The 18,502-nt window shown below is 66.4% G+C and carries 11 protein-coding genes; 9 read left to right on the top strand and 2 right to left on the bottom strand.

Annotated elements, in window-relative coordinates; translation table 11 throughout:
* Positions 1-36 precede the first annotated feature (36 nt).
* Together BJQ95_RS16910 and BJQ95_RS16905 are read left to right on the top strand one after the other, a co-directional pair.
* Positions 37-294, top strand: a complete 258-nt coding sequence (locus BJQ95_RS16910) for an acyl carrier protein (RefSeq protein ID WP_130177279.1) — start codon at positions 37-39, stop codon at positions 292-294.
* A 23-nt stretch (positions 295-317) separates the two neighbouring features.
* Positions 318-1,310, top strand: a complete 993-nt coding sequence (locus tag BJQ95_RS16905; RefSeq protein ID WP_130177280.1) for a hypothetical protein — start codon at positions 318-320, stop codon at positions 1,308-1,310.
* Between the two features lie 8 nt (positions 1,311-1,318).
* On the opposite strand, the gene BJQ95_RS16900 is transcribed toward BJQ95_RS16905, so the two are convergent.
* Entirely contained in the window at positions 1,319-2,185 is an 867-nt protein-coding gene (locus tag BJQ95_RS16900; RefSeq protein WP_165384900.1) for a hypothetical protein, read from the bottom strand.
* Positions 2,186-2,196: 11 nt separating this feature from the next.
* Positions 2,197-3,144, bottom strand: a complete 948-nt coding sequence (locus BJQ95_RS16895) for a glycosyltransferase family 2 protein (RefSeq protein WP_165384901.1) — start codon at positions 3,142-3,144, stop codon at positions 2,197-2,199.
* A 263-nt stretch (positions 3,145-3,407) separates the two neighbouring features.
* On the opposite strand from BJQ95_RS16895, the gene BJQ95_RS16890 reads away from it, so the two are divergent.
* The 7 genes from BJQ95_RS16890 to BJQ95_RS16860 all read left to right on the top strand — a co-directional run bounded on the left by BJQ95_RS16890 (position 3,408) and on the right by BJQ95_RS16860 (position 18,447).
* A complete protein-coding gene (locus BJQ95_RS16890; protein WP_165384902.1) occupies positions 3,408-9,143 on the top strand; it encodes a DUF4082 domain-containing protein in 5,736 nt (1,911 codons plus the stop codon).
* Positions 9,144-9,333: 190 nt separating this feature from the next.
* On the top strand, positions 9,334-10,440 hold the full coding sequence (locus BJQ95_RS16885) for a glycosyltransferase family 2 protein (RefSeq protein WP_130177282.1): 1,107 nt from the start codon (positions 9,334-9,336) through the stop codon (positions 10,438-10,440).
* A 118-nt stretch (positions 10,441-10,558) separates the two neighbouring features.
* Entirely contained in the window at positions 10,559-11,722 is a 1,164-nt protein-coding gene (locus tag BJQ95_RS16880) for a glycosyltransferase family 1 protein (RefSeq protein WP_256041435.1), read from the top strand.
* A 35-nt stretch (positions 11,723-11,757) separates the two neighbouring features.
* A complete protein-coding gene (locus BJQ95_RS16875) occupies positions 11,758-13,239 on the top strand; it encodes a lipopolysaccharide biosynthesis protein (protein WP_205750089.1) in 1,482 nt (493 codons plus the stop codon).
* The gene (locus BJQ95_RS16870) at positions 13,236-14,591 is read left to right on the top strand and encodes a glycosyltransferase family 4 protein (protein WP_130177285.1); all 1,356 of its coding nucleotides are present in this window, start codon (positions 13,236-13,238) and stop codon (positions 14,589-14,591) included. Before BJQ95_RS16875 ends, BJQ95_RS16870 begins: the two co-directional genes overlap by 4 nt.
* A gap of 342 nt (positions 14,592-14,933) precedes the next feature.
* Complete coding sequence (locus tag BJQ95_RS16865) at positions 14,934-16,481, top strand: hypothetical protein (protein ID WP_130177286.1); 1,548 nt, start codon at positions 14,934-14,936, stop codon at positions 16,479-16,481.
* Between the two features lie 391 nt (positions 16,482-16,872).
* Positions 16,873-18,447 carry a DUF4082 domain-containing protein gene (locus BJQ95_RS16860; protein WP_256041434.1) on the top strand — a complete coding sequence of 525 codons (1,575 nt, stop codon included), beginning with the start codon at positions 16,873-16,875 and terminating at the stop codon, positions 18,445-18,447.
* Positions 18,448-18,502: the final 55 nt, after the last annotated feature.

Raw genomic sequence — 18,502 nt, 5'->3', positions numbered from 1 at the left:
GAGCTGAACACACCCGAGTCCCACGAAGGAAGACCCATGACCGACACTCTGAACGCCGTCCGCACCGTGCTGATCGAAGCCCTCGAACTGCAGCAGCGCCCGGAAGACCTGAGGGAGGAGACCGCGTTGTTCGGGTCGATGCCTGAACTCGATTCGTTCGGGGTCGTGAGCCTCGTGGCATCCCTCGAAGATCGCTTCGACATCACCGTCGACGACGATGAGTTCGGTGCCGACATCTTCGACACCGTTGGCAGCCTCACCGGGTTCGTCGATGCGAAACTCGCCGCGGACTGAGGTCGAACACGAACGGACCCACGATGACCCACACCCCCGATGCTCCGGACGCAGGTCCGTCCGGCACGCCTGCACTCCGGCGAAGACGCTTCGTCGCGCTGACCCTGTTCCTAGTCCTGCTGGCCGTCACGGCGAGCCTGTGGATCGCAGACTCGCTGGGATCGCCGGGCCCCCAGGATTCCACGGGCCCGCTCTCCGGCTCGACAGAGCCGGCGAAGGGGAACGGCACGATTCCCGAGGATTTTCCCTCAGCCGAGACGACAGGGCTGCCGCAAGGCACCACCCTCTCGGACTACACCGGCCAGTGCCGGATCACGACGCCGGACACCGTCATCGACCGGAAGCGGGTGGACTGCTGGCCCCTGCAGATCGACGCACCTGGGGTCGTGATCACTCGTTCGCAGATCAACGGGTTCGTTTACAGCGCCGACGACGGCGCCGGTTCCTTCAGCATCACCGACAGCGAGGTCAACTCGGGTGACAACCCCGTGACCGGAATCGGCGACGTCAGCTTCACGGCGACCCGGGTGCACGTGACCGGCGGCAAACGGTCGGTCATGTGTTATCGGGACTGCACGGTTGAGGGGTCTTACGTGCACGGGCAGTTCACCGACACCACGGGTTATTACCACGAGTCCGGAATCCGGATGGGCTCGAACGCCGTCATCCGCGGCAACACCATCGCGTGCGATGCTCTCGACGTGCCGCCGGACGGTGGCTGCTCCGGAGCACTCACCGGCTATGGTGACTTCGCGGTCATCCAGAACAACATCATCGACGGCAATCTGTTCGTCGCCGGGTCAGGCGGCTACTGCACCTATGGAGGGTCAACGACGGGGAAACCGAATTCGGCCGGAACCCGGGACATCCGGTTCACCAACAATGTCTGGCAGCGCGGCACAACAAGCAAGTGCGGCGAGTGGGGGCCGATCACGTCGTTCGACTCCGACGCGCCCGGCAATGTGTGGAGCAACAACCGCTGGGAGGACGGTGCAGCCGTCGACCCGGCGAACTGAGGTGCCGGCTACCATTCCAGCAGGGCCAGCTCGCTGTAGAGGTAGTCGACAGCACCGGCCGGCACGGACGTGCTTCGGAACATTTTGGCTCGGGGGCTGCCCAGATCGATGCCGAAGGCCGGGACGAAACCAAGCACACGTCGCTCGCCGAGCGTCGCGAGTGCGCCGTGCCGCCGAAGCAGGTGCGAGCCGACCTGTGGCCACGCCGATCGGAGCAGTTCTCTGCTCCCACCGACGTACAACGGGGAGGCGAAGACCGGAAGTCGTTTGCGGCGGTCCTTGCGCACGACGAGATAGGCATACTCGCCTCGGGCGGTCACGACGATGTGTCGGGCGGCCGACGCGTTCCGGTGATCCTGGTACACCCGGGCATCCTGGCCGGTGAGGACGCCGGCGACGAGACGGGGGTCGTCCGAAACCGTGACGCCGCGGTGGGGCGGGTGGGGCAGGTTCGGCACCAACCGGGTTGCGGTGTCCAATGCGGCGAAACCGAGCCTCCTGTTGAGGGCGACAACGTTTCCGCTCGGCGAGAAGTCGGTGAACTCGTAGCCGCGTTGCGCCAGGATCGCGCGGATGAGGCGAATGCTATCTGCTCGGTAATCCTCGAGTACGCAGAACGCCGCGAGGTTGCAGAACCTCCGCTGTTCCCCGTCGACGTCACGTTCGGAGTACACCGCTGCATACGCGCCGACGACACTGCCGCCGGCGAGCAGCTGAAAACCGTGGTTGGGCGCCGTGACACTCCACGGCGGCGCAAGCAGCTTGACCCACGATGCCCGGCTGACCCGCTGGTTCAGCCGATCGTGCAGGAACCCGGCGACTGCCTGGACATCGTCGTCCGTTATGGGGCGTACATCAGCTCTCTCCCGAGTCATGGCGGAACCCACTACGAGGGCAGGAATGTGGAGTTGGCGCGAAGCTGCGGGGGTCGCAGCGGGGGCCGTAGCAGCGCATGCACCGTCGTCCAGGACGCGCGTTGTCCCAGGAGCGCCCGCCGGGTTTCGACCACGACAGTCAGGCCGAGATAGATCCACGCCCGCAGGTCGCCGGTGCGGCGGCGATACAGGCGCACCCGGTTCAGCATCTGCATGGTGTGCGTCGCCGCGCTTTCGCCCGAACCCCCACCGACATGCATCGCACCGGCCCGCGGGGTGTAGACCGTCGCCCATCCTGCGTCCCGGGCCCGAAGACTGAAATCGGTTTCCTCCGAGTAGAGGAAATAGGACTCGTCCAGGCCGTCAAGCGCATCGAAACACCGCCGGTCGACCAGCAGAATCGCGCCGACGGCCCAGTCGACCTCGTGCTCGGTCTCGTAGACGGCCGGGATCTCGATGCGTTCGGCGAACACCGCCAGGCGCGTGAAGCTCAGTCCGCCGACCCGGCCGAGCGTGGGTCCACGTCGCAAAGTGGGGGAAAGGCTGCCGTCTTCTTCGCGTACACGCGGCGCGACGATGCCGGTTTCGGGGCGCCGTCGAAGCACCTCGAGCAGTCGTGGCACTGCATCAGGGTCAAGCGTGGCGTCGGGATTGAGGATGAGGACCGTCGACGCGTCGGGCGAGGCGAGCACCGCCCGATTGATCCCGGCCGCGTAGCCATCGTTCGAGGCCCGCACGACCTCGCAGTCGGGTCGACGAGCCAGCAGGTCCGGTGTGCCGTCGGTCGAACCGTTGTCGACGACCACAACCGAATAGGTCAGGGCGCCGAACGCGGCCGGCAGGCTATCGAGGAGGGCGCCGACGTGGCGGGTGCTGTTATAGGTGACGACGACGGCAGCGACGTCCACCACAGCCTGCCGCCCGCGGCGGGGCGCTAAGTCAATCTCACGATCGGTCAACGGCAGCGTCCCCTTCTCGGATCAGTTTCAGCTTGCCGACCGTATCCGCATTCGTACCCGCCCGCTGTGGCCCCTTCGGGGGCCACCCGAGACCGATGCTTCACCAGCCGGAGAAATGGCACTCGATCGGGGGGTGCACGGGGGCTGGCTCGATCTGAACAATCCTCATATGTTCTGACTATCCGAGTTGCGAGCCGTGCGATCTCTTTCCCCGAGCCGTACGACCTCCTCCCCATGACCCGACATGAGCGGCAGGAATACCGATGGCGTCACTACCGATCACCGCTCCCCAGGGTCCCTTCGCGTGGCGCCGAAGCCGGCTCGCGGTTGCGGTGGCACTCACCGCAGCCCTGGCCGTCACCGGCCTCACCGCGTCGCCGCAAGCGGCGAACGCTGCGAGCGGATGCCGCGCAGCGGCGAACCCCGTTGCCTGCGAGAACGCGAAGCCGGGCACCGACCCGGCAGTCTGGAACATCAGTGGCGCCGGCAACCCGAGCATTCAGGGTTTCGGCACCGACATCTCGGTCGAGAACGGGGCCACGATCGGCTTCAAGATCGACACGAACGCCGCCGCTTACACGATCGATATCTACCGCACCGGCTGGTATCAGGGCCTCGGAGCCCGCAAGGTGGCCTCCGTCACCCCGTCAGCGGCCCTGCCGCAGAGGCAGCCCCAGTGCCTGTCCGACCTGAGCACCGAACTCTATGATTGCGGCAACTGGGGCGTATCCGCCAGTTGGCTGGTTCCGGATGACGCCGTCTCCGGCGTCTACGTCGCACTGCTGGACCGGCCGGACACTGGTGCCCAGAGCCATATCATCTTCATTGTGCGTGACCAGAGTTCCCGCTCTGACGTCCTGTTCCAAACCTCTGATCCCACCTGGCAGGCGTACAACTCGTACGGTGGCTCGGACTTCTACCAGGGCGCCGCCAACGGGCGGGCCTACAAGATCAGCTATAACCGCCCGATCATCACCAGGGAGAGCACGACAAGACGCGACTTCTATTTCAGTAGCGAATATGCCCAGGTGCGTTTCATGGAACGCAACGGGTATGACGTCAGCTACTTCAGCGGGGTCGACACCGACAGGTTCGGCTCGCTCCTGACCAACCATCGGGTGATGCTTTCCGTCGGACACGACGAGTACTGGTCCGGCGCCCAGCGGGCGAATCTCTTCGCCGCGCGCGACGCCGGGGTGAACATTCAGTTCCTGACCGGCAACACGGGGTATTGGCGCACCCGGTATGAGCCGTCGACGGCAAGCGGTACCTCAACCAACTACCGCACCCTGGTCTCGTACAAAGAGACCTGGGGCAATGCCAAGATCGACCCGTCGAGCCAGTGGACCGGGACGTGGCGGGATCCCCGGTTCGCGTCGCAACAAGCAGGCGGGGGTCTGCCCGAAAACGCTCTGACCGGCACCATGTTCCAGGCTAATCGCGCTGACCTTCCGGTCACGGTCTCCGCGCAGGAAGGGAAGCTCAGAACCTGGAAGAACACCGCGCTGACCAACCTGGCGGCCGGCACCTCGACCGAGTTGGCGCCGCACACCGTGGGTTACGAGTCTGATGAGGACATTGACAACGGTTACCGGCCGGCGGGGCTCATCCACCTCTCGACAACGGTCGGTCCGACCCAAGAGTACCTCGCGGACTACGGGAACACGATCGTTCCCGGCACCACCAGGCACAATACAACCCTGTACAGGGCGCCAAGCGGAGCGCTGGTCTTCTCGGCAGGAAGTGTGCAGTGGGCCTGGGGTCTGGACGCGACCCACGACGGCGAGGGAGCCCCGGCCAACGCCGCTATGCAGCAGGCGCAGGTGAATCTCCTCGCGGACATGGGGGCGCAGCCGGCGACGCTCATGTCCGGAGTCGCTGCGGCGCAGAAGAGCACCGACAGCACCCCTCCGGTCGCCACGGTGACGTCGCCGGTCACGAATTCGACCATAGCCGCGGGTGCGGCGGTCACGGTCACCGGAACGGCGTCGGACGTCGGCGGTGTCGTGGCGGGCGTCGAAGTCTCGGTTGACGGCGGCGCGACCTGGCGGTTGGCAACCGGAACGACGTCGTGGTCGTACACCTATTATCAGACCGGCCTGGGTTCGGCCGGTATCCGTGCCCGTGCGATCGATGACAGTGCGAACTACCCTTCGACGCCTGCCTCCGTCAGCCTGGTCGTGACCGGCCCGACTGGAGTGTTCGGCCAAGTAGTACCGGCCATCCAGGACTCCGCCGACGGGTCAGCCATCGAGGCCGGCATGCGATTCCGGCCCGAATCGAACGGGTTCGTCTCGGGCGTGCGCTTCTTCAAGAGCGCGGCGAACACGGGCACGCATAGCGGCTCACTCTGGAACAGCGCCGGCACGAAGCTCGCGTCGGTGACCTTCTCCGCGGAGACCACGACAGGATGGCAGTCCGCGAGCTTCGATACGCCGGTCGCCGTGACAGCCGGGCAGAACTATGTCGTGTCGTACACGGTCCCGCAGGGGCACTACTCGGTTGCACCGTACTACTGGCCGTACTCGGCGAGAAAGAGCTCGCCGGTCGCGGTGCCGAGCGGCTTCGGTGAACCCGATCCTGGCGTCTTCGGCGCTCCGGGGGCGTTCCCCACCCAGACCTATCAGGGCTCCAACTACTTCGTCGACGTCGTGTTCAACACGGTCAACACCACACCGCTCACCGCGACCGCACAGTGGCCGTCTCCCGACGCGACGTCGGTCCCGACGGGCACGACGATCAGCGCGCGCCTGTCGAACGACGTGACGTCATCGTCGGTCGCCTTTTCCGTGCGAACCGCGGCCGGTTCGGCCGTCGCGGGCACGACGAGCTACGACCAGAGCTCCCGCACGGCGCTGTTCACGCCGGCGGCCGCGCTTGCGCCGAACACCTCATACCGTGTGACCCTGGCGGCCACCGGAACGAATGGATCCGCCATCGTTTCCGGGTCGACGTGGGCTTTCACGACGGCAGCCAGCGATGCGGCGTGCCCGTGCTCGCTGTTCGGGCCGACCGTGACACCCGTCATCGCACAGGTGAACGACAGCCCGGTCACCCTCGGTGTGCAGTTCACGGCGCGCGCGACCGGCGCCATCGCCGGAGTCAAGTTCTACAAGGGACCCGGTAACACCGGAACGCACGTCGGCACGCTCTGGAGCAGCACCGGTCAAGCGCTGGCCTCCGCGACATTCCTGGCGGAATCCGCATCCGGGTGGCAGACCGTGTACTTCGCCCAGCCCGTTCCCGTCCAAGCCGGAGTGAGCTACACGGCTTCCTATCAGTCCACCACCGGCAAATACTCGGCGACGGTCGGTGCCTTCAACGCCGGGTTCACGAACGGCCCCCTCTCGGTGGCTGCGACTGCCGGTCGGTACACCTACGGGACCGGATCGCCGACCTCGACGTCGACCACGAACTACTTCGTTGATGTCGTCTTCGTGACCGACGGTGTGATCCCGCCGCAGCCGGTATCCGTCTCCCTGGTCAGCCCGGCGGCGAACCAGACCGCGGTACCACCGTCGAGCCTGGTCACGGCGGTGCTCTCCGCTGACGTGCCCACCGGTACGATCCCGCAACTCGGACTGACCACGTCGGCTGGGACTGTGGCCGGCACGTCGGCCTATGCTCCCGCCACGCGCACGATCACCTTCACGCCGGCCGCCACCCTGGCCTGGTCGACCGCATACTCGGCGACCGTGTCGATATCCGGAACCGTTCCCGCGGGCGGCAGCTGGTCGTTCACCACGGCTGCGAGTGCTCCCGTCGAGGGAACCTTCTCACTGCTGGGAGCGGAGACCCCCACGGTTCCGTCCACCGCAGACAACTCTGCCGTCGAGCTGGGCATGTCCTTCGCCGTCTCGCAGCCGGGGCAAGTCACCGCGATCCGGTTCTACAAGGGAACGGGCAACACGGGTACGCACACGGGTAGCCTCTGGTCCGCCACGGGCGCGAGGCTTGCGACCGTGACGTTCACCGGTGAAACCGCCAGTGGATGGCAGACGGCCACCCTCGCGGCGCCCTACACCCTGACGCCGGGGGAGCGCTATGTCGTTTCCTACCTGGCGCCCAACGGACGCTATTCGCACACTCCCGACTACTTCACGCTGCTTCGCAGTCAGGGCCCGCTGACCGCCGGCACCGGGGCGAACGGGCTGTTCCGATACGGAGCGGCCGGCGGCTTCCCCACGGAAAGCTGGCGGTCGACGAACTACTTCGTCGACGTGCAGTTCCGAACCACAGCCACAACGCCGCCGGCCCCTACCCCGGTGACGGTCACGTCCACAGCGCCCGCTGCGAACGCGACCGGGGTCAGTCCGGCCGGTGCGGTTTCGGCCGTGCTCTCGGCAGGCACCCTCTCCCAGAACCCCACCCTCGCGCTCAGCGGGCCCGCGGGTGATGTCGCGGGTACATCGGCCTTCGACGCGGTGTCTCGCACCGTCACGTTCACGCCGGCCGCCGTGCTCGACTGGGGCACGAAGTACACCGCGACTGTCGGGGTGGCGGGGGCCGTGCCGACCGGCGGAACGTGGTCGTTCACAACCGCCGCCGCGCCGGCGCCCAGCGGCGAGTTCACCCTGCTCGGCACCACAACGCCCACGATCGATTCGGTCAACGACGGCACAACGGGCATCGAGCTGGGCACCGCGTTCACCGTCTCCCAACCGGGTTCCGTGACCGGAATTCGCTTCTACAAGGGCAGCGGAAACACTGGCACCCACACGGGCTCACTGTGGTCGGCGACCGGCACCAGGCTGGCGACCGTGACGTTCACCGGTGAGTCCGCCAGCGGCTGGCAGACAGCATCCCTCACGGCCCCCGTGGCCCTCACTCCCGGCGAACGCTATGTCGTGTCGTACTACGCCCCCGTTGGCCGGTACTCCGCCACCGCAAACTACTTCACCACTCAGAGGACAAACGGCCCGATCACTGCGGACACTGTCACCAACGGGCGCTACCGCTACGGAGCGGGAGCGACGATGCCCGCCTCGAGTTACAACGCGACCAGCTACCTGGTTGATGTGGTCTTCGTGACGGGCAGCACGCCACCGCCCGCCGCGCGCATGATCCCGACGCCGACACCCGACTCGACTCCCACGCCAACGGAGAGCTCGACGCCCACGCCGACTCCCACGCCCACGGAGAGCTCGACGCCCACGCCGACTCCCACGCCTACGGAGACGTCGACTCCCACGCCCACACCCACGGAGACGCCGACGCCCTCCCCCGAACCCAGCTTGTCACCGAAGTCAGAGCCGGCACCCGCTTCGCCGAGCGCGGGCTCACAGGCCCCCGCCGCTGACGCTGACGGCATCAGTCCCACGATCGTTGTGGCCGCGACGATTTCCGGTGCGAAGACGGCGTCGATCGGCGTGACCGGACCGACCGGCGACATCGCTGGTGAGTCGCGGTACGAGCCGGACACGGGCGTCGTCGACTTCACGCCGGCGGAGCCCCTCGAGTGGGCGACGAGCTACACGGCCACGGTGACGGCAGGCGGCGAGAGCATTGCCGACTGGCGATTCACCACGGCCAAGGTGCCCGCCGTCGAGGACTCGGCCACGTTCCTGCCCGATAACCTCAGCCGCACTATCGACGATCCGGCTGTGCAGGTCGGCGCGCGTTTCAGCAGCTCCGTTGACGGCGCTGTGTCCGGCATCCGGGTCTTCGTGGGCGCCGATAATACGGACTCTCACACCGGGTATCTGTGGGGCCCCGACGGAACGCTGATCGCAACGGTGGCATTCTCGGGCGAACCGAAGAACGGCTGGCGGACGGGGGCGCTGAGCCCGCCCATCGATCTCACCGCCGGTGCGGAGTATCGCGTCACAGTCACCGGCTCGGGCGGACGATATGCGCGGGTGCCCGACGGTCTGGCGCTCCCGCTGGTGAATGGTTTCCTGTCGTCGCCGACGTCGGCCGGTGTCTACGGCTATGGGTCTCCCGATCAGGCGTCCAAGGACAGCTACCTGGTCGATGTGATCTTCAGCCGCAAGCGATGAACCGCCCCCGCCGAACGGTCGCAGAGGCCCCCGGTTGGGGGAACGCGAAATGCCCGGCTCGGTGGCATTGTGTGCCAGTGAGCGGCCCTCATCTTTCGGGTGGCCGTGATGACTGCCACCAACCAACCAATCCATAGGGGTTCACTGTGACAGACACGTTGCGGATCGCCGTCACCGGCGGGCGGTGTTCATGAACAGCGCGCCCCGATCGGATCACCGGGTGGAGCACCAGTCTCTCTCCGAGGGGGACGGGTTGCCGATCGTGTCAGTCGTGATCCCGTGTTACAACTACGGGCGATTCCTGACAGCGTGCGTGCGTAGTGTCGTGACTCAGCGCGGTGTGCGGACACGGGTGCTGATCATCGACGACGCCTCTACCGACGATTCAGCGGCCGTTGCCCAGGCGCTCGTCGCAGAGCACCCGGAGGTCGAGGTCATCATTCACGCGGTGAACCAGGGTCACATCAAAACCTACAATGAAGGACTGTTGGAGTGGGCGTCCGGGGACTACGTTACGTTGTTGTCGGCCGACGATGAACTGCCGCCGGGGTCGCTGGAGCGGTCGGTGCGCTTGATGGCACGGCATCCCACCATCGGCATGGTGTACGGCGGGATCGAGGAGTTCGGCGAGAACGCGATCGCACTCACCGCTCCGGCGCGACGAGCGACGGCGACCATGCACAGCGGTGGCAGATGGCTGCGAAAGCGGTGCCGGGAAACCGTCAACGTCGTTCCGACACCTGGCACAGTCCTGCGCACAAGCGTCCAGATGAAGGTCGGCGGGTACGACCCCGTTCTCACCCACGCCGGCGACTTCGACATGTGGCTCCGCGTCGCACTCGTTTCGGACATCGGGTACGTCGGTGGCCCGCCGCAGGGCCGCTACCGTGTGCATGGTTCCAGCATGAGCGACGGCGTCTATCAGGACTCGTTGGGTGACGTCCGGCAGCGCAAGCTGGTGTTCGACAGCCTCTTCTCGAACCACGCCGACGAACTCGACCGAGCCGGGATCTCCCCGGGCGCCACGTATGGGCGCCTCGCCGGCCACCCGTTGTGGTTGGCATGCCGGGCATACGAAAAGGGTGACCCCGACCCGATCCTCGTCGATGAGTGCGTGACGTTCGCCGAAGCGACGTTCCCGCTGGCTGCATCGTTGCGTCCATACCGTGCGCTGCGCCGGCGGCAGCGACTGGGCGCCGCGTACTGCCACCGCACCCAGATCTTCGTGGGCACGGCGATCGTTCGGCGACTGCTGAACAGGTACTGGTGGTTTCGATGGAAGCGATTCGGGGGCTGACCACATGAATTCGGCATCGGTATCAACGCTGAGGCGGCGGGTGCGGCACATCGAGTCCAGGTTTGCCAGGGTTGCCGGCATCCTTCGCCACGGTGGCCCGTACGCGCTTGCGCAGCGATTGGCGCGCATCGCCTACAGCCGGCTCGGTGCGGCGAGCCTGGAGGAACCCCTGCTCGACGATGACGTCGCAGACTCGACCCGACTCGAACTGGCAGTGCCGGAACGTCGCCCACCACAGGGGGAGCGGCTCACGATCGGGTGGGTGATGACGCCTCCCAGCGCGGGTTCGGGCGGCCACACGACCCTGTTCCGAATGGTCAGGGCCACGGAGGAAGCCGGGCACCGCTGTGTCCTGTTCCTGTACGACCGGCACGGAGGAGACATTCGGGCCCATGAGCGCGTGATCCGCGACTGGTGGCCCCACCTTCAGGCCGACGTCCGCGACGCTGCCGACGGGATCGACGGCGTCGATGCGTGCGTCGCGTCATCGTGGGAGAGCGCCCACGTTCTGGCTCGCCGGGGTGGCGCGCCAATGCAACGGCTCTACTTCATCCAAGACTACGAACCGTATTTTTATGCACGGGGCGCCTCCTACGCGTTGGCTGAGGACTCCTACCGCTTCGGGTTCCGATGCATCGCCCTGGGCGAGATGGTCGCCGGACTCCTGCGCAGCGAAGTGGGTGTCGACCCCGACGTGACTGAATTCGGGTGCGACACGACGGTGTACCGACCCATCCCAGTTCGCGCGCGTACCGGTGTGGTGTGCTTCGCCCGCCCTGACTTCCCGCGCCGGGGCTACTGGTTGGCGCGCCTTGCCCTCACGAAGTTCCACGACCTCCACCCGGAGATCGAAATCCACTTGTACGGTGCGATGGTCGAGGGACTCCCGTTTCCGGCGACGCAGCACGGCCGGCTGAGTCCCGTTGAGCTCAACGAGCTCTACAACACCTGCATCGCCGGGCTGGTGCTGTCGTTCACGAATATCTCGCTCGTACCGGAAGAGATGCTCGCGGCGGGCACGATCCCCGTCATGAACGACTCACCGCACTCGCGGATCGTGTTGCAGAACGACCACGCGGTGTGGGCGGCCGCGACGCCCCACGCGCTTGCGGCGGCACTCAGCGAGACGGTTATGCGCGCCCCCGTCGTCGACGGCGCCCGTCGTGCCTCCGAGTCGGTAGTGAGCGACGGCTGGACCAGGGCGCAAACGGACATCGTTCGGATCATTGAACACGAGGTGTACGTCGCCGCGCGACCGGTGCACGAGATCGGCGCGCTATGACCGAGCGACAGCCGCCGGTGAGCACGCAGGCTCCCGTGTCTATCGGACGACAGGCTGCCTCCGGGGTGCTGTGGCTGACCGTCCAAAAGTGGGCGATCCGCGTCACGGGATTTGTGACGATCGCCGTCCTCACCCGATTCCTGAGCCCGGAGGAGTTCGGCACGGTGGCTGCCGCCTCAACGGTGCTTCCGTTCTTCTACCTGCTCGCCGATCTCGGCTTCGCAGCGTACATAGTGCAGGCCGACAAGCCCGACCAGCGGATGCTCAGCACAGGATTCTGGTTCGCGGTGCTCGCCGGACTCCTGTTGACTGGCGCCTTGGTCCTCAGCGCCCCGCTCGTCGGAATGATTTTCCGTTCCGAACAGATCGTCCCCGTCATGCAGGTGCTCTCTCTCGCCGTGCTGTTCACCGCCGGGGCCTCCGTGCCCATGGCGTTGCTGCGGCGGGAGATGCGGTTCCGGGCCATCGCCGCGCAAGGGAGCGTCGCGGCCATCATCGCGCAAGTGGTGGCGATCACCATGACGCTCACGGGTTTCGGCGTGTGGGCCCTGGTCGGACAGACATTGACCTCGTTGTTGCTGGTCGCCGTGCTTGCCTGGTTCGTTGCCAAGTGGCGACCATCGTTTGCCTTTTCGGTCGGCGAGTTCCTCACCATGGCGCGCTTCGGCAGCAAGGTACTCGCCGTCGAGTTCGTCGCAATGGGCAGGGCGTGGGCCGAGGCCGCGATCATCTCGAGCACGCTCGGCCTGGGGGCTCTGGGCTATTTGAACATCGCCCAGCGGCTGGTGCTGATTGTGCAGGACCTCACCGGCGCCGCCCTCGTGCCGGTCTCCACCGTCGCATTCGCTCGAATCCGGGATTCCTCCGACCGTCTCCGGGGTGCCTACGTTCGCGCACTCCGGATGACCTATGCGGCCATGTCGCCGATCCTCACCCTGCTGGCTGTGGCCGCGCCCCTCATCATTCCCGTCGTCTTCGGTGCCGGCTGGGAGCAGAGCGCCAGTGTCGCCCAGATTCTCGCCATCGCCGGCCTTATGGTGGTCGGGGCGACCCTTGACCACGGCCTGTTCTACGGACTGGGCAAGCCCGGTCAGTGGTTTGTCTACGCACTCATCATCGACGTGTGCACCGTCGCCGCGACCGCGATCACCGCGCAATGGGGCCTCCAGGCCGTCGCATGCGGCTTCCTGCTGGTCGCGTTCCTCGCGACTGTGAGCCGATGGTTTCTGGTGTCGAAGGTGCTGCAGGCATCCCCGAAGACAATGGCCGGTCCGTTCGGCTTCCTCACGGCTGCGGCGCTCACCGCGGGTGGCGCCGGGTGGGCGGTACTCCTGGTCTCGACAGGCCTGCCTCCGCTCGTGAGGATAGCGCTCATCGGCCTCACGGTTCTCGTCGTGCATCTCGCGATGGTGCGTCTCTTCGCACGGCAGGTCCTAGACGACCTGGCCGGCTACCTGCCCCGATTCCGGCGTGCGACCCGCGTCCGAATTCCCTCAACACCGAAGGAACGCTCATGAACCGCAGGACGACGTCTATGCATGTGCTCATTGTCGTGGAGAACCTCCCGGTGCCGCTCGACCGGCGGGTGTGGCTGGAGTGCCAGGCCCTGATCCGGAGAGGCTACAGAGTCAGCGTGATCTGCCCGAAGGGGCCAGGCGATCCCTCGCGTCAACACCTCGACGGGGTGGACATCTACAAGTACCGGCCGGCACCTGAGGCGAAGGGTGCCCTGGGGTTCGTGTGGGAGTTCACCTACAGCTGGCTGCGCACCGCGTTGCTGTCCCTGGTGGTACGTGGTGTTCGCCCGTTCGACATCATGCAGGCGTGCAACCCGCCGGACACCTACTGGTTGTTGGCGCTCTTGTGGCGTCCGTTCGGCGTGAAGTTCGTCTTCGACCACCATGATCTGAACCCCGAGCTGTTCATCTCCCGGTTCGGCGCACCCCGCAGCGGGCTGAAATGGCTTGAATACCGCGGACTTCTCGGGCTGGAACGCGCCACCTTTCGGGCGGCGCACCGGGTCATCTCGACCAACGAATCCTACAAAGCGATCGCCGTCCGACGCGGAATGCGCAGCCCGGCCGAGGTGACGGTGGTGCGCAGCGGACCTGACACCGCACGGATGCGCCCGATCTATCCGGAACGACCCTGTGGTGCCGACGAGATCAACCTGGTGTATCTCGGGATCATGGGACCCCAGGACGGGGTCGACCAGGTTCTGCTCGTCGTGGACGAACTGGTGCATCGTCGGGGGCGTGCCAACGTGACCGCCACGCTCCTTGGCTTCGGCGACTGTTTCACCGCTCTCACAGCGCAAGCCCGGGCTCTGGGGCTCGAGGACCACGTGACCTTCACCGGCCGGGTGGACAAGGTCGCCATCGCCGAGCACCTCAGTCGGGCTGACATCGGTCTGTGCCCGGATCTAAAGACGCCGCTCAATGACCTCTCAACGATGAACAAGACCATGGAGTACATGGCCTACGCGCTGCCGGCGGTGTCCTTCGACCTGGTCGAAACCCGCGTCTCGGGAGGAGACACGCTGCTTTACGTCCCTTCGGGCGACATCTCGGCCTTCGCGGACGCCGTCGAGAGGTTGATCGACGACCCCCCGCTGCGGGCGGAGCTGGGCCGGAAGGCCAGGTCGCGAGTAGCCACGCTGATGGACTGGCGTCCCCAGGCTCAGGCTTACCTGTCCGTGTATGACGACCTGGCCGGGTCCGCTCGGCCGGCGGAGCCCCCGGCCGCAGAGGACGAGGCTGCCGCTGACGCCGATCCCCAGGGCAGGCGTTATGTCGATCTCGATGACGCCGAGGAATTCGACCGGTACCTGATGGAGCGCAGTGCCCCCGCCGAACGGAGCACCCGATGACACCTGCCACAACGCTCGAAGATCATTTCGATACCACCGCAGGCGGTGCCGTCGCCCAGGGGGAGTGCGGTGCCGGGAGTCCCGGGACGATGGCCGCACGCGCAGGGACCGTCGATGTCGGACTCGCTGAAGCCTGACCTGGAGGGGCCACTTGGCGCCCTTCCCGGCTTCATCGCGGTCGACCGTCACGACCGCGTGCTCGACGGAATCCTCGGGCGACACGCGGGAGTGACGACGTGCGGGACCGGTCCGGCCAGGCTGTCGTCATGGGGTCTTGACGCCGTCTGCTCAGCGAATGGGACCTTTGCCCTCTCCCGCGTCCTGAGGACAGAGCGTGGCTCGGTGACATCCGAAGAGATCGCCGAAGGTATGCGGCAGAATCCGGGAGGGCTGACGCGACTGCTCCCGCCGTTTGCCGCCGTCCGAGGCGACGAACGGGGAGTGACCATGGTCGCCGACTCGATGGGGTTCCGGCAGCTGTACCACAGCACTCCGGATGCCGTCGGCGCGCCGGTGCTGTCCACCTCCGCCCTCTTCGCGGGGTGGGTCCGCGGCGCTGAACTCGACCACACGGCTGTCGCCGTCCAGTCGCTGCTCGGCTGGCAACTAGGCCAGCGCACGCTGCTGCGCGGCGTCGACAAGCTCGCCCCCGGCGCGGTTGCCCGCCTCGGCGCCGACGGTGTGCACACGACCGCGACGGAACGGCCGAACGAGGCCGGCCTGGGGCTGGAGGAGGCCGTGTCCATCGCGGCCGTGCTGCTGCGCGCGTCGGTGCAGGCGCTCCTGGACGATCACCCCGACGCGGTGCTGCAACTCACCGGCGGACAGGACTCTCGACTGCTGCTCAGCGCCATCCCGGTGGCCAGACGGCGTGGGCTCCAGGCGATGACCCTGGGGGTGCCTGGCAATGGGGACGTCACCGTCGCCACGGCATTGGCGGAGCGTTACGGCATGCGGCACGCAGTACACGGCCTTCGGGCGCTCGACGGCTTGTCCGCCGCAGAAGCGTGGTCCCTCACGCTTGAGGCCGCGATGCGGCTGGACGGGATGTCGGACCCCGTCGCCCTCGCTGCCCTCACCGTCGCAGAAGGTAGTTTTGATCAGGGTGTGCGGATCTCCGGGCTCGGCGGGGAGGTCGCTCGTGGGTTCTATTATGTCGGCACCGTACGGGGTCGGACGTTCACGCCCAAGGACGCCCACCAGCTGGCCGGATGGCGGATGTTCGTGAACGAAGCCGTCGAACCGGGCCTGCTCGACCCGGAGTTCTCCGCATGGGCCCGCCGGACTGCTGACACAGAGGTGGCCTCAGTCCTGTCGGCGGCAGGCGACGAGTGGTTCCGTGCCACCGATGAGCTCTATCTGCGCCACCGGATGCAGAGATGGGCTGGGGTCACCGACACTGCAGTCGGATCTCAGCGGGTGGTCATCAACCCCATGCTCGGCGCGGAGTTCCTCAGCATCGCCACGCGATTGGCGCCGGAGGACAAGGCGCATTCACGGTTCCTCGCGCGGCTGCAGATGGAGCTCGACCCCGAACTGGGCAGGTTGCCCCTGGAAGGACGGGCTGCCCCGATCAGGGCCGCATACCCGAGCCCGTGGCGATCGGCGATCGGTGCGATGAGTACCGGCGCACGGTTGGCCCGGAAGGTGGTCCAACGCGTCCAGCATGGCAATAGGCCTCCGGCCGGGGGATTCGTGCTCGCCGGGAAGGTCGTCGAATACTGGCGTCAGCATCCGGAACTCCTCTCGGCGGGGGAGCTGGGCGCCTTGGTCCGGGCCGACTGGATCGATGACGTGATCGAAGGCCGGGTCCAGCCGCGACCCAGCTCGGTGGCGTTCCTGACGAACGTCATCGTGGCCAGCGGGGCGCACGTCACGACGGCGCGGTGACCCTCGGGAATATATATTGGAATGTGTGGAAAAGTACCAGTGGGCAGACGGCGCTCGGGTCGTCGCCGCTGATTGAACCACGGCAGCCGCGCGGTCCAGCCTGTCGCCACGGAAGGTGCCTCCGACCGGGGGATCCGTGCTCGCGGTTGAGGGCGCCGTCCAGTGTCATCAGTACCCGGAAGCACACCTCGGCGTAGGAACTTTCGGCCCTCGTTTGACCGTGCTGATTCGACGGCCGGGTCCGAAAGCAATTTGACGCATGAGTTTTCGTCAGGTCTAATGGGTTCCGCGTCCCCCAGACGGGGGTTGACACGAATCCAATTAAGGTCAGTCCGCCGGTCTTAATCCTCGCCCGGCGGCTCTTCGTGTTCGAAGACAGATTAGGACGCTCATGCACCACCATGGAAGTTCGGCGAGCCATTTCGCCACCACGATCAGCAATTCCTCACAGCGAAGCCGTATCGCAGTAGCCCTCGCGATATTGCTTGCCCTGCTTGCCACGGCGGGTCCATGGGCGCTGAGCCCCGCTTCCGCCGCAACCGCCAGCACCATCCTCGGGACGTCGACCCCGACTGGCCTCATCCAGCACAAGGACTCCAACGGGGTGGAAGTCGGTACGCGGTTCACCGCGCGCTCAGACGGCGAAGCCACCGGAATGCGCTTCTGGAAGGGTGAGAACGCTCCCGGATCCCACACCGGGACCCTGTGGAGCGCAAGCGGCACGAAGATCGCCGGCGCGACGTTCTCGGACGAATCCGGTTCGGGCTGGCAGGAAGCCGACTTTGACCAGAAGGTCGACCTGGCGGAGGGCACGACGTACGTCGTCTCGTACTACGCCTCGAAGGGGCGGTATGCGGCGACCCAGAACTTCACAGACAAGTCGCACTCGTCCGACCTGGCAACCGCGTCTGGAGCCGGCGTCTTCAAGTACGGCTCGACGACCCGATTCCCGACCGAGACCTACAAGAACAGCATGTACTGGGTGGATGTAGTGTTCACGGCGACAGCACCGGCGCCAACGCCGACTGAACCGCCGGCCGCGCCGGCGCCCACTGAACTGCCGGCCGCGCCGGCGCCCACCGCGCCTCCGGTAACGTCGACGCCCACCGCGCCGCCAGTAGCGCCGACGCCCACCGCGCCGCCGGTAGCGCCGACGCCGACCAGTCCGCCGACAACACCTCCCGCCGCGGGATTCCCGTCGGCTGCCAACACCGGTGTGCCCAGCGGCACCGCTCTCACCGACTACACCGGGCCCTGCCGAATCACAACGCCCGGCACGGTCATCGACGCGAAGCGGGTCAACTGCGGCACCCTTGAGATCGCTGCAAACGGAGTCCAGATCACCCGATCGGTCATCAACGGCGGTGTGTACAACGACGACAGCGGTTCCGGGTCGTTCGCGATCAGCGACAGCCAGATCGACGTGGGGAACAAGGCCGGAACCGGTATCGGCGATGTCAACTTCACGGCGACCCGTGTCCACATCACCGGCGGCAACCGATCCGTGAACTGCTACCGCGACTGCACCCTCGCCGCTTCGTACGTACATGGCCAGTTCCGCGACAGCACCGGGGTCTTCCACGAATCGGGTGTTCGGATGGGATCCGGATCGGTGATCCGTGGCAACACCATCGCCTGTGACGCTCCCGATGTGGCTCCCGACGCCGGCTGTTCAGCAGCGCTCACCGGCTACGGTGACTTCGCCGTCGTGCAGAACAACATCGTCGACGGCAACCTGTTCGCCGCTGGATCCGGCGGCTACTGCACCTACGGTGGATCGACGCCGGGGAAGCCGTACTCCAACGGAACCCGGGACATCCGGTTCACCAACAACGTCTGGGAACGCGGATCGAACGGTAAATGCGGCTCATACGGCCCGATCACCTCGTTCGATACCAATGCGCCCGGCAATGCCTGGAGCAACAACAAGTGGGATGACGGAACTACCGTCGCACCTGCAAACTAAAGGTAGATTGCGCCGCCAGTCGCGCGACTGAGGAACACTACAGCCTCCGGCATCG

The sequence above is a fragment of the Cryobacterium sp. SO1 genome, assembly GCF_004210215.2.
Lineage (GTDB): Bacteria > Actinomycetota > Actinomycetes > Actinomycetales > Microbacteriaceae > Cryobacterium.
This window is presented reverse-complemented; position numbering and strand designations above follow the sequence as displayed.